Source organism: Clostridium sp. UBA1652, assembly GCF_002320975.1.
GTDB lineage: Bacteria > Bacillota > Clostridia > Clostridiales > Clostridiaceae > Clostridium_T > Clostridium_T intestinale.
On sequence record NZ_DCLI01000051.1, the window covers coordinates 71,297 to 84,517 of the forward strand.

The 13,221-nt window shown below is 30.8% G+C and carries 13 protein-coding genes and 1 riboswitch; of the genes, 3 read left to right on the forward strand and 10 right to left on the reverse strand.

The genetic code is table 11. The features are described 5' to 3' along the window. The 10 genes from B3N22_RS09965 to B3N22_RS10010 form a co-directional block, all read right to left on the reverse strand. Positions 1-1,923, reverse strand: coding sequence for a PrkA family serine protein kinase (locus B3N22_RS09965; protein WP_286906733.1), 1,923 nt, complete (start codon positions 1,921-1,923; stop codon positions 1-3). A gap of 123 nt (positions 1,924-2,046) precedes the next feature. Further along, on the reverse strand, positions 2,047-2,919 hold the full coding sequence (locus B3N22_RS09970) for an NAD(P)-dependent oxidoreductase (RefSeq protein ID WP_286906735.1): 873 nt from the start codon (positions 2,917-2,919) through the stop codon (positions 2,047-2,049). Positions 2,920-2,986: 67 nt separating this feature from the next. Then, the gene (recQ, locus tag B3N22_RS09975; RefSeq protein WP_286906760.1) at positions 2,987-4,759 is read right to left on the reverse strand and encodes a DNA helicase RecQ; all 1,773 of its coding nucleotides are present in this window, start codon (positions 4,757-4,759) and stop codon (positions 2,987-2,989) included. 240 nt (positions 4,760-4,999) lie between these two features. Continuing rightward, positions 5,000-5,245, reverse strand: a complete 246-nt coding sequence (locus B3N22_RS09980; protein WP_286906737.1) for a DUF3243 domain-containing protein — start codon at positions 5,243-5,245, stop codon at positions 5,000-5,002. A gap of 90 nt (positions 5,246-5,335) precedes the next feature. Further along, positions 5,336-6,145, reverse strand: coding sequence for a bifunctional hydroxymethylpyrimidine kinase/phosphomethylpyrimidine kinase (thiD, locus tag B3N22_RS09985; protein WP_286906739.1), 810 nt, complete (start codon positions 6,143-6,145; stop codon positions 5,336-5,338). Between the two features lie 5 nt (positions 6,146-6,150). Then, positions 6,151-6,663, reverse strand: a complete 513-nt coding sequence (gene thiW, locus B3N22_RS09990; RefSeq protein ID WP_021803073.1) for an energy coupling factor transporter S component ThiW — start codon at positions 6,661-6,663, stop codon at positions 6,151-6,153. Positions 6,664-6,767: 104 nt separating this feature from the next. Then, positions 6,768-6,877: riboswitch (TPP riboswitch) on the reverse strand. Between the two features lie 64 nt (positions 6,878-6,941). Continuing rightward, complete coding sequence (locus B3N22_RS09995; protein ID WP_286906742.1) at positions 6,942-7,634, reverse strand: hypothetical protein; 693 nt, start codon at positions 7,632-7,634, stop codon at positions 6,942-6,944. Positions 7,635-7,661: 27 nt separating this feature from the next. Then, positions 7,662-8,537: an L-serine ammonia-lyase, iron-sulfur-dependent, subunit alpha gene (sdaAA, locus tag B3N22_RS10000; protein ID WP_286906744.1), complete on the reverse strand. Its 876-nt coding sequence runs from the start codon at positions 8,535-8,537 to the stop codon at positions 7,662-7,664. 3 nt (positions 8,538-8,540) lie between these two features. Continuing rightward, positions 8,541-9,221 carry an L-serine ammonia-lyase, iron-sulfur-dependent subunit beta gene (sdaAB, locus tag B3N22_RS10005; protein ID WP_286906746.1) on the reverse strand — a complete coding sequence of 227 codons (681 nt, stop codon included), beginning with the start codon at positions 9,219-9,221 and terminating at the stop codon, positions 8,541-8,543. Positions 9,222-9,250: 29 nt separating this feature from the next. After that, positions 9,251-10,909 (reverse strand): nucleoside kinase, encoded by a 1,659-nt coding sequence (locus B3N22_RS10010; RefSeq protein WP_286906748.1) that lies wholly within the window; start codon positions 10,907-10,909, stop codon positions 9,251-9,253. 116 nt (positions 10,910-11,025) lie between these two features. On the opposite strand from B3N22_RS10010, the gene B3N22_RS10015 reads away from it, so the two are divergent. The 3 genes from B3N22_RS10015 to fba all read left to right on the forward strand — a co-directional run bounded on the left by B3N22_RS10015 (position 11,026) and on the right by fba (position 13,162). Beyond that, positions 11,026-11,688: a DUF421 domain-containing protein gene (locus tag B3N22_RS10015; RefSeq protein WP_286906750.1), complete on the forward strand. Its 663-nt coding sequence runs from the start codon at positions 11,026-11,028 to the stop codon at positions 11,686-11,688. Next, the gene (locus B3N22_RS10020; protein WP_286906752.1) at positions 11,685-12,065 is read left to right on the forward strand and encodes a DUF4363 family protein; all 381 of its coding nucleotides are present in this window, start codon (positions 11,685-11,687) and stop codon (positions 12,063-12,065) included. Before B3N22_RS10015 ends, B3N22_RS10020 begins: the two co-directional genes overlap by 4 nt. A gap of 164 nt (positions 12,066-12,229) precedes the next feature. Continuing rightward, entirely contained in the window at positions 12,230-13,162 is a 933-nt protein-coding gene (gene fba / locus B3N22_RS10025) for a class II fructose-1,6-bisphosphate aldolase (protein WP_286906754.1), read from the forward strand. Positions 13,163-13,221 lie beyond the last annotated feature (59 nt).

Consider the following 13,221-nt stretch of genomic DNA (forward strand, 5'->3'; position numbering starts at 1 on the left):
TCAGTCCTTCCATAGGTTGTTTGCTGCGTATTTTAGTACAACATCACAGCAATGTGCACAATATCCATTGGATTTCATTTCTTCAACCATAGAACTATACTTCTCATCTTGCTCCCTATCTCTAACCCTAGATTTAGTTATTATTCTAGATAAGTCTTTAACTGATGCCATTAATTTCTTTTCTATAGCTTCTTTTAATGGCTCATAAGAAGTATAATCTATTTTCCCACCATTTCTCACTACATAGAACATATAAGAAGTTACATCTGATCTAAATCCCTTAGCTGAAGCATCTGATATAGATATTTGTTCTTCTATATTTCTCATGAAACCTTCATCTGGATTTAATTCCTCTCCTGTTGCCGAATCTTTAAGTTTACTCTTATTAACATAGGCCTCGGCATTATCTATATAATTATTAAACAAGCTTTCTGCCTGTTCTCTAAATGAATGGATAAATGCCTTAGTTATTTCTTTTTCTAATGTTTTATTATATTCCTTTCTGATATTATCTTGAATGTAACCTAATAATCTCTTTTTCTCTTCTTGAGAAACATCCATTTCTTTTACAGACTTAATCATACTTTCCATAATTGATAATGGATTTATACAGTTATGCTCTGAATTAGATAAAGCATTATCGATAGCTTTAACTATAAATCTTGTTGATATTCCCTTCATACCTTCCATAGGACCAGCTTCTTCTCTAAGTTCTCCTATATCAATTCTCTTGGTACTTCCTTTTTCAACTATGTCATCACCATTATATATTTTTAGCTTTGTTATAGGATCAACTTTAGCAGAGGCTGTTAATCTAGATAATATAGCAAACATCGCAGCCATTTCTATAGTATGTGGCGCAATATGGGCTTTAAAATTACTCTTCCCTAAGATCTTTTCATATATCTTTACCTCTTCATTAAGTTCTAAACAGTATGGAACTTCAATCTTAACAATTCTATCCAGTATAGCTTCATTAGTATGATCTGATTTAAACTTATTCCACTCTGCTTCATTTGAGTGAGCTATTATAAGTCCATCAAAATATATCATTGAGCCCTTTCCTGGTGATGGTACAGACTTTTCTTGTGTAGCTGTTATAATTGTGTGTAAATATTCAACATCATTTTTAAATACTTCTATAAATTCCACCATACCTCTATTCCCAACATTAAAGGCTCCATTTAATGAGAATATTCTAGGGTCATCTTCTGGATACATATCCATTTTAGATATATCTACTGAACCCGTTAAAATAGATGTATCCTGATTATTTGGATCTACCGGTGGTACTACCCCTACACCTTTTCTGCTTCTAATAGAAAAATCTTTAGTTACTACAGGAAACTCCTCATATTTACCTTTAAATTCATTTATCAATCGATACTTACATACAGGACATAAATCCCCTTCAATTTGAACTCCTAAATTGTCTTCAAAATCCCTTCTAATATGTTTAGGAATTAAATGAAGTGGCTCTTCTTGCATTGGACATCCATCTAAAACATATATTGGATCAGCTGTTTCTAAAGCATTTTTTAAAGATTCAACCAAAGACGACTTACCAGCGCCTACTGGTCCTACTAAATACAACACTTGTCTTGCTTCTTCGCCTTTCATTGATGCTGAATTTAAATAATTCATAAGTTTCATAACAACCCTATCTATTCCAAAAAAGCTATCTTTAAAAAAGTTAAATCTTTTTATTCCTTCACTACCATATAACTTTTTTATCCTAGGATTATCTTCTGGCTTTAAAATCTCAAACCCTTGATTTAGGATTATATCATACATTCTTTTATGAGCCAATTTAGCTATATCTGGATTTTTTTTAACCAATTCCAAATAATCTAGAAATGTTCCCTGAAACTTTTTCTTATTATGCTTTTCTCTATCACTTTGTATCATTTCTTTGAAGTTCATAAGACATCCCCTCCTTTGTTTAAATATATTCACCTATATAAACATCTTATTACAAAAAAATTTTATAAAATAATCGTACAAAACAAAAACACCTTATAAACTAACGTTTATAAGGTGTTTTATTTATTTATCTAGTAACTCATATAAAACCTGAGTACCCTTATTTTCTTTTTTATATTCTACCAATTCATCATATAAAGATTTTGCAAGTTCAAGACCTAAAAGCTTTATTCCCATATTTTCTGCCTCTTCTAAAGCTATCTTCATATCTTTAACAAAATGTTTAACATAAAATCCTGGCTCAAAGTCTCCTTTAATCATTCTTGGGGCTAAATTACTTAATGACCAACTTGCAGCGGCTCCACCACCTATAGTCATTAAAACTTTTTCCGGATCTAATCCTGCTCTTTTAGCATAAACCATAGCTTCACAAACACCTATCATATTAGATGCAATAGCTATCTGATTACTCATCTTTGTATGTTGACCTGCTCCTGCTGCCCCTAATAAGTTTACGCTAGTTCCCATAAGCTTAAATAGTGGTGAAACTTTTTCAAAAACTTCTTTCTCGCCACCTACCATTATGGTTAATTTTCCATCTCTTGCACCTACATCTCCGCCTGAAACTGGAGCATCTAATGCAGATATACCTTTTGCTTTAGCTTCATTAAAAATCTTTTGAGCTAAACTTGGTTTAGATGTTGTCATATCAATTACTATAGTACCTTTTTTACAATTATTTAATATTCCATCTTCTCTAAAATAAATATTTTCCACATCATTTGGATATCCAACTATAGTAATAATTACATCCGCTTTTTTAGCTAAATCAGCTATACTCTCTTTCCATACTGCACCTTTTTCAACTAAAGTATCTGCGCTTTCTTTAGTTCTATTATTAACTAGAAGCTTATATCCTCCATTTAGAATATTACTTGCCATACTTCTTCCCATTACCCCAGTGCCAATAAATCCAACAATTAAATCTTTATTCATTTAAATTCTCCTTTTTGATTAATTTATTCTTTTACTAAAACTAAGGCATTAACTCATCCAGTTTTAGTTATTTAACTTCCCTTTTATTAACTATAGTTAATATATCTCTACCATAGTTTTTTATTTTCCGCTCCCCAATACCTTGAATTTCTAGTAGTTGTTCAAAACTTTTTGGTTTTCTATTAGCTATTTCAATTAATGTTTTATCACTAAATAATATGTATGGCTTTACATTTTCTAACTTAGCCTTATCTTTTCTATATAGTCTAAGTACTTTAAACAATTCTTCATCCTGACATACTGTAAGCTCTCTTTTTTCTATTTTAAGCATTACTTTCTGAACGCCCTTTAATATTTTTACTGATTCGTCATTAAGCCTTAAAATCGAATAAGTCCCTTCTTTTAATAAAACATATTTCTCTTCAAGTAGTTTATTTATTATATCTTTTATATAGCCACTAGAATATTCCTTCATTATTCCAAATGTCGATACACTAGTCAGCTGATTTTGAACTATTTTAGGCCCCCTAACCCCTCTTAAAATATCTACAAGTACAGATATACCATAACTTTCTTTAGTTCTATACACACATGAAAGTATCTTTTGAGCCTCAAGGGTAAAGTCTATTAACTCATCATTATTAAAACAATTTGAACAGCTATTACAATAACTTTTTATATCTTTTTCCCCAAAATAATTTAATATAAAAGACTTGTAGCATCCATCATATTCACATAAAGACAATAACTCATTAAGTTTTCTAAGTTCAATCTCTCTCCTATTAATAAGGCTGGTTGTATTAATCAAATATTCTACTGAATAAATATCCTCTCTAGAATATAATAAGTTACAATTACACCTTTCACCGTCTCTTCCACCTCGTCCTATTTCTTGATAATAGCTTTCTATATTTTTAGGAATTGAAAAATGTATTATATTCCTTATATTAGATTTATCTATCCCCATACCAAATGCGTTAGTTGCTATCATAGTATTATAATTGTCCATCAGGAAATCATCTTGATTCCTATTTCTTTCACTATCACTCATACCACCATGATATTTACAAACAGAGAAACCTAAATCTTTTAAATAAATGTATAATCCATCAACTTCTTTTTTAGTTAAACAATATATAATTGAACTTTCATCTATATCTCTTAAACAATCTTTTATAAACTCTAACTTATCTATTTCTTTATGTATATTTATAATTAAGTTTTCTCTATTAAAACTACCTATATAAATATATGGATTCCTTAATTCTAAAAGATTAACTGAATCTTCCCTAACTTCTTTTGTTGCAGTTGCTGTAAAAGCCGATATTACAGGATCTGAACTTAAACTTTTAATAAAAGGTGATATGTCTTTGTAACTTTTTCGAAAATCATGTCCCCATTGTGATACACAATGTGCTTCATCTATCACAACTTGAGAAACCTTTATGCTATTAAACAATTTAATAGTATAGTTAGAAGACAATCTTTCTGGCGCTATATATATTATTTTATATTTACCTTTTATTATATCTATCTCAACTTTTCTAATTTCATCTATACTCATCGAAGAGTTTATATAAATGCTGTCCACTCCAACCTCTCTCAAAGAGTCCACCTGATTTTTCATAAGAGAAATAAGGGGAGAAATTACTATAGTTATACCTTCAAAAATAAGCGCAGGAAGCTGATAACATATAGACTTTCCAGCTCCTGTTGGAAGTATACCAAACGTATCTCTTCCATTTAATATGTTATTTATTAGTTCCCACTGCCCAGTTCTAAAACTATTATATCCATAAACCTTATTTAAAACTTCTTCTATCCTATTTTTCTCAAACATATCTTCACCCAACACTAAATTCATTCTTAACCTTTATACTTTAGAAGTCTCTTAAAAGGCTTCATTAGATTTATTTTAACATTAATCCTTTAGCACGTCACCCAGTGCTTCATTAAATCATTTTTGCCTTATTTTAATAAAAAAATCAACTTTTAAGATTTTTAATTAAAATCCTATTAAACTTATCAACAAAAAAAGAGCAATTACAATTTATACGTAACGCTCTTTAAGATTTAAAACTTATTTATCTGTAATTCTTACTATAAGTTTTGCTAAAACTTCTTTGTCATTTGAATCTGCATAATCCCATAACTCTTTAAGAAGTCTTTCTTCATCTGTTTTGGGATCAACATTATTTGCTAAAAAGGTTCCAACCTTTTCAGCAATATTAGTTATTGTTCCATCTGACATTCCTACAGTTTCTCCTAAATCAACAGCTTTGCCAAGAGTATCTTTCCACTTGCTCCAATTTTTTAAAGTTTCCATATACTATTCACCTCCTATAATAACTTATTATTAGTATTTAAGAAAAAATAAATGTACCTATAATATTAAATTTATAGGTACATTTATTAATTATTTTTTATTTAATCCACTTTTTTCATATAATTCGTAAAAATGATGAGTTGGTCCTACACCTTTTCCAAGCTCAAATCCATTTTCTATAGCAACCGTTATATATCTTTTTCCTTCTTCAACGGCTTCAACTACATTCATACCCTTAGCTAAATTTGCTGCAATGGCAGAAGATAAGGTACATCCTGTTCCATGTGTATGTATAGTATTTACTCTTCTCCCTTTAAATATAGTAAAGTTCTTTCCATCAAACAATAAATCGTCAGCTTCAGTTTCTAAATGACCACCTTTTACCAAAACATATTTTGGACCTAATTCATATAATTTAGTAGCAGCTTCCTTCATGCTCTCCATATCCTTAATTTCAACCCCTAAAATCTCTTCAGCCTCTGGTAAGTTAGGTGTTATTAATGTAGCTAAAGGAAACAACTCTTTAATTAAAGTATCCTTAGCATCCTCTGATAATAGTTTAAAACCAGTTTTTGAAATCATAACTGGATCCAATACTATTACTGGCAGCTTATCTACTTTTCTAAAAGACTCAGCTATAGCTTTTATAGATTCTATCTTTGAAACCATTCCTATTTTTATAGCATCAATATGAATATCATCAAAAAGCACCTCTATTTGCTTTGATATTATTTCTGGGCTTATATCTTGAATTCCAAAAACTCCTTGAGTGCTTTGAGCTGTTATAGCCGTAATTACACTCATTCCATAAACGCCATTTGCCGAAAATGATTTTATATCAGCTTGAATCCCTGCTCCTCCACAAGAATCAGAACCTGCAATAGTTAAGGCTTTAAACATAATATTTACTCCCTTCCTTTAATTAATAAATTTTTTATGGCAGGTATATTTAAAAATATTAATGCTATTATAGCTCCTCCTACGCAACTAATCGAAAAAGGCACTATAAAAAAGGTTAATGCAGCTTGTTTACCTAAAATATAGGCATATATTGGATAAGCTAGTAATGCACCTAATAAACCAGTACCTACTACTTCTCCCAAGGCTGATGCATATATATTCTTAAAGTACTTATACATTAATGCTGCTAGAAATGCTCCAACCATACTTCCTGGAAATGCTAATAAGGTACCTGTTCCTAGGGCATTTCTAAGTAAGGATATTGAAAAAGCATTTAATACTGCATAATAAGGACCTAATAATACTGCTGAAACCACATTTATAAAATGCTGAACCGGAGCCATTTTAGCTCCTAATACAGGAATCGTTAATAAAGTACTTGTTGTTGTACCTATTGCTATTAATACTCCGCTTATTGCTATTTTTGAAGTGCTTGATACATTAATTCTTTTTTCCATCGTTAATCCCCCTAAAAATTAGCCAAGGAGACTTATATCCGCCATATTTTTGTACATAAATAAAAAAGAAAAAATAAAAGTGTAGCAAGAGCTACACTAATTTTAGTACAAAACTAATGCTTCCCTACGCTGGATTTACCCAGATCAGGTTATAAGAGTCAGAAAATCTTGTTTTCTATCTCAGCTGGCAACACCAGCCCCCCTAGCTAAATATTAAAATTTAATCTATATCTAATATACCATTTAATTATTTATAGTGCAATTGCTGTAACCTTGTTTTAAGCTAATAAACTAATTATCTCTTCAATACCAACAACCATACCATTGTTTGTTCCAAAATTAACTATAACCTTATTAATACCGTTACTATTAAGATTAGTTATTAATTTCCCTAGTTTTTCTTTATTTAGTCCCACAAGTTTTGACGCACTTAATTGTTCCATATGTACCTTGTTTTTAGCTAAATCAGCCTCAGTATATATGTATATGTATTTATCATTACCTGAGTTTCTTATTAAAACATCTATATTATTTTCATCTGTAGCTTCTCTAGCAACTATATAAGTTCTTTCCTTAAGCTCTAAAGAATTTGTATTTCTAAAACTTGTATTTGTATATATCTCTTCATATCTATTTATAAAATATTGAATATTCTCTGATAAAATAGAAAGGCTTTCTGTATCTTTATTAATAAAACAACTATTAAAATTATTGTCTCTATTTTTAAGCACAATTATAAACTTAGATAAGGAAAACTCTTCATAATTACTATAATCTGAAGTTATCAATTCTCTATCAGTATAAATGTATATAGATTTTTCTCCCTCATTTGAAGATAAAACAGCTATATGCCCATCTTTAGTCCATATATAAACCTTATCTAACTTAAGTAAAACCTCAAGCTTAGCTAATTCATAAACCTTAGTATTTCTAATTAAATCAAACTTCTTGATTTCTTCAACATAATTCATTTTCATATCTCCTTAAACCCTTTAAGCTTATTTCCCGAAAACTTGTTCTTTTAATTTTTTTCCTGTTTTTGTAATAGCTATTCCACCCATAGCAGTTTCCTTAAGTTCACTAGGCATATTTTTTCCAACATCATACATAGCACTTAAAACATCATCAAATGGAATCTTACTGTTTACTCCTGCCATAACTAAATCAGCTGTTGATAGGGCACTAACAGCTCCCGCTACATTTCTTTTTGCGCATGGAACCTCTACTAAACCAGCAACTGGATCACATACTAGTCCCATGATATTTTTAAAAACTATAGCCGCAGCATTAAGGCTCATTTCTGGAGTTCCCCCCATCATCTCTACTACAGCAGCAGCCCCCATAGCAGAGGCTGAACCACACTCTGCCTGACATCCACCCTCTGCACCTGCTAAAGTTGCATTTTGAGCTATTATAATACCTAAAGCAGAAGCTGCAAACAATCCTTTTATAGCACCTTCATAATCGAGCTCTAACTGCTCTACGGCTGTAATAATAACGGCTGGCAATATACCACAAGATCCAGCCGTAGGACATGCCACTATTTTTCCCATAGAAGCATTTACTTCTGCACAGGACATAGCTCTTGCCATTGCTTTTATAATAACATTTCCTGTAAGGGATTTTCCACTATTTAAGTATTTATTTATTTTATATCCATCTCCACCAATTAACCCACTTACAGAGAAAACTTCTTCTTCCATTCCTTGTCTGCAAGCTTCCAGCATGACATCATAACTTTTCTCCATCACTTTAATTACTTCTTCTCTAGTTAATTCTGAGGTCTCCATTTCATAAAGAATAGCATATTCACTTAGTGAAATGCCCTTATCAGCACATATATTTAGAAGCTCCTCACCTGTTTTTGCTAACAATTTTTATTCTCCTTCCTTAATAGGATTTATCCTTATAACTTTTGATATGTAGTCTATATTTTTTATTCCATTTAAAACTTTATCTGAAATTTCATTATCAACTTCAAATATCATAGTTGCTTCCTTACCCTTTTGGCTTCTAAAAACCTTCATAAAAGCAATATTTATTGTATCCTCATACAAAAGTGATGTTACCTTCGATACTGCTCCTGGTACATCCTTATGATTTACAATTAATGTAGGATAACTTCCTGTAAAATCAACTTCTTGATCATTTATAGCTTTTATAACTATACTTCCCCCGCCTATTGAGCAGCCTGTTATAGAATAGTTACTACCACTTACTCCATTCATTATACATTTTACAGTATTAGGGTGTACATCTCCTAAATCCCCTTCTTCAAACCCTATCTTTATACCTAAATCCTCAGCTATAACCAAGGCATCCCTTAGACGTATATCCCCAGGATTCATTCCTAGTATCCCTGCAGTAAGAGCTCTATCTGTTCCATGACCTTTATAAGTTTTCCCAAAAGATCCATGAAGGATAAACTTAACAGCTTTTAATTCCTCCCCAGCTATAACTCTTGCAATTCTCCCAATTCTAGCAGCTCCTGCTGTATGTGAGGAAGAGGGACCTATCATAATAGGCCCAATTATATCAAACACTCCATACTTTTTCATAATTACCACCTTTTTATCTTTTTGTTAAACTAATATTTATAAAAACAACTTCCCCCTATAAACTCTCTTAATATAGAATTACCTGGCACCATTTCTGTCTCTATGTCTTTAAAGAATCCTAAAAAGGACTTTAATCTTTGAGCCTCGTAATAAACATCACTTTCTTCCTTTATCTTATCTAGTTCAAAAAGCGCATACTTTCTAAGCACACAAAGCTCATATACAAGAGTTGAATTAAACATAACATCTGCATCTTCTTGGAATACAAATATATTCTTTTCTTCTCCTCTTTTTATAGAATTCCACATTAAAAGAGTGTCCTCTCCACCATACCCTCTAGTTAGATAATCTCTAACTATCCTTCTAATTTTTCTAACATCTGTGGTTGCAATTCTATTATGATTATCTAGGTTCAGTTGTGTCAATGCACTTATATAAATTTTAAATTTATTCACATCTGAAATAGAAGCTGTTAATTGATCATTTAATCCATGTATACCTTCTATTATTAACAAACCATTTTGAGGTAATACAATTTCATGTCCATGCCATTCTCTTTTTCCCTTAACAAAGTTAAAGCTAGGTATCTCAACTTTTTTACCTTTTAATAGTAACTCTAAATGCTTATTAAATAGATCTAAATCTAAAGAATTTATGGATTCAAAATCAGGTTTTCCATCTTCCCCTATAGGATTTTTCTCTCTATCTACAAAATAATCATCCAAAGATATTGGAGTAGGTATAAATCCATTTACCCTTAATTGAACTCCTAATCTCTTTGAAAAAGTTGTTTTTCCCGAAGAACTTGGTCCTGCTATCAAAATAACTTTTACATCTTTTCTTTCTGAAATCATATCTGCTATATTAGCTATCTTCTTCTCATGCAGCGCCTCTGAAACCTGTATAATATCTATAATCTCACTAGATTCAATCTTATCATTTAAAGAGCCTACTTCTCCAACACCTAAAATATCAAGCCATGTTTCATTTTCATAAAATATATTTGATAGTTTTTTATGTTCCTTAAACTCCTGTATCTCTAATGGTTTCTTATCATCTGGATACCTTAGAATAAAACCTTTATCATAATAAATAACATCAAAAACCTTTATTTCTTTAGTGTTAACTGCCATATGACCATAGAAATAATCATATCTTCCATCTAGCTCATATAACTTAACTGTCTCTAGATTCATATGATTAAGTAATTTTACCTTGTCAATCATTCCATAATCCTTAAAAATTTCTATAGCATCTTCCTTTAAAAATTTATTTTTACTTATAGGAATTTTTCTAACAATTAGTTCCTGCATTCTAATTTTAATCTTATTAACATCCTCTTCCGTTAAAACTTCCTCTTTGTGGATTTCCCCAAATATCCCCTTACTAATTGAATGTTCCATAGTTATTTTTGATTCTGGGAAAATATCTAAAGCTGCTTTTATAAATAAAAAAGTTACAGTTCTTCCATAAGCCATTGTTCCAATAGGGTTATTGTTATAAATAACCTCAAAATCTCCGGACTCCTCAACTTTCCTACTTAACTCTATATACTTTTTATTTAATCTTCCTAGCATTATAGGTAAATTACTCTCTTTATAATATTTATTTATAATTTCAGTGAATTCTATTCCTCTATCCACTTCTACTTTAAGACCATTACATAAATTTAATTGAATTTTACTCATGTCACATAACCTCCAAACAATTAACTATTCATTACTATTATATAACAAACCTTAAACTTGATAACTACTACATATAATTATCTTTATTTGGATAAATTATTTTGGAGGTGTTTTTTATGTTTATAGTTTTAATTAGAACTTGTATATTGTATATTTTGGTAGTTTTAGTTATTCGATTAATGGGAAAACGACAGATAGGAGAATTACAGCCTTACGAACTTGTAATAACTATAGTAATTTCTGATTTGGCTACTGTTCCAATGCAAGATGTAAGATTGCCCTTAATTCTAGGTATCATACCTATATTAACTCTACTAATATTAGAAGTATTTTTTACTGAGCTTCAAATAAGAAGTAAGTTCATGAGAAAACTAATAGATGGTGACCCTTCTGTTCTTATAAGAGATGGTAAAATAAATGAAAAAGCATTAAAAAGTCAGAGAATTCACGTTGAAGACCTTCTTGAAGAATTAAGATTAACAGGAAACTTTGATGTATCTTCAATTAAATATGCCATATTAGAAAGTAATGGTCAGTTATCTATAATGTCTAAAGAAAATAATGAAAATAGTCATTTACCTTTAGTTTTATTATACAATGGAAAAGTAAATAAAGACTCTCTAAAAAAATTACATAAAGACGTCAAATGGCTTCAAGACAAAGTCTCATCAAAAAATCTAAGTATGGATGAAGTATTTATAATAATAATGGATAGCTCCGGTAAACTTCAATACCAAGCTAAAGGAGAATTTGAAAAATTGGATGGTGAGAATACATGAAAAATATACTAACATCCCTAGGACTATTTTTAGCATTAATAAGTTTTATGTTTTACTCTCACATTAAATTAAATAAGGCTTGCATAGAAATTATTGATATTAGTGAAAATTTAGAGGAATTAATTAATAATGAAGATTGGGAAGGTGGATACACTAAAGCCATCGAGCTTATAGACTCTGTAACTCAAAGTTCCACCCCCTTATCATTGTACATAAACCACACCGAATTTGATAATATAAGCTCTGAAGCAATTAAATTAACTCAATATATAGAGACTATAGATGAGGAAGATTCCCTTGCATCCATACACCTTATAAAGTTTTCTGCTGAGACAATGTTAAAGCTTCAAGAGATACGACTTAAAAATATTTTCTAAAAATATCATTTTTTTTGATTTACATATAGAAAATAGCTTGTACATTTAGTATAATTAACATAAAGGGATTAGTCCCGGTGGGACGTAACAAGTCCACTAACAAAAATGATATCTTGGAGAGATATTAATATTTCTCCAGTAAATAAATGAAAGGTGGTAAAATCATGGCATTAGTTACTACAAAAGAAATGTTCAAAAAAGCTTACGAAGGCGGATACGCAATAGGTGCTTTCAATATCAATAACCTAGAAATCATTCAAGGAGTTTTAAGAGGAGCTAAAGCTAAAAATTCTGCTGTTATACTTCAATGTTCTACAGGAGCAATAAAATATGCTGGAGCTGCATACCTTAAAGCAATGGTTGATGCTGCTATAGAAGAAACTGGTATAGATGTTGCATTACACTTAGACCACGGTCCAAGTTTAGATGCTGTTAAAGAAGTTATAGATGCTGGATTTACATCAGTAATGTTTGATGGTTCTCACTATGACTATGAAGAAAATGTTAGATTAACTAAAGAAGTTGTTGAATACGCTCACTCTAAAGGAGTTGTTGTTGAAGCTGAACTAGGAGTTTTAGCAGGAGTAGAAGATGATGTAGTTGCTGCAGAACATATCTACACTGATCCAGAACAAGCAGTTGACTTTGTTAACAGAACTGGAGTTGATTCATTAGCAATCGCTATAGGAACATCTCACGGAGCATTCAAATTCCCATTAGATTTCAAACCACAATTAAGATTTGATATATTAGAAGAAATCCAAGCTAAATTACCAGGTTTCCCAATAGTTCTTCACGGAGCTTCAGCTGTTGATCCAAAAGCAGTTGAAACTTGTAACCAATATGGTGGAGACATTGCTGGAGCTAAAGGAATTCCAGTTGATATGTTAAGAAAAGCTTCTGGAATGGCTGTATGTAAAATAAACATGGATACAGACTTAAGATTAGCTTTCACAGCTGCTGTAAGAAAAACTTTTGGAGATAAACCAAAAGAATTCGATCCAAGAGCATATCTTGGAGCTGGAAGAAATGCTGTACAAAGCACAGTAGAATCTAAAATAGATGAAGTTTTAGGATCAATTGATTCTATGAAATAGTTGCTAAAAAAGATGGCTTATGCCATCTTTTTTTTACTTTTCTTGCTTTCTTGCTTTCT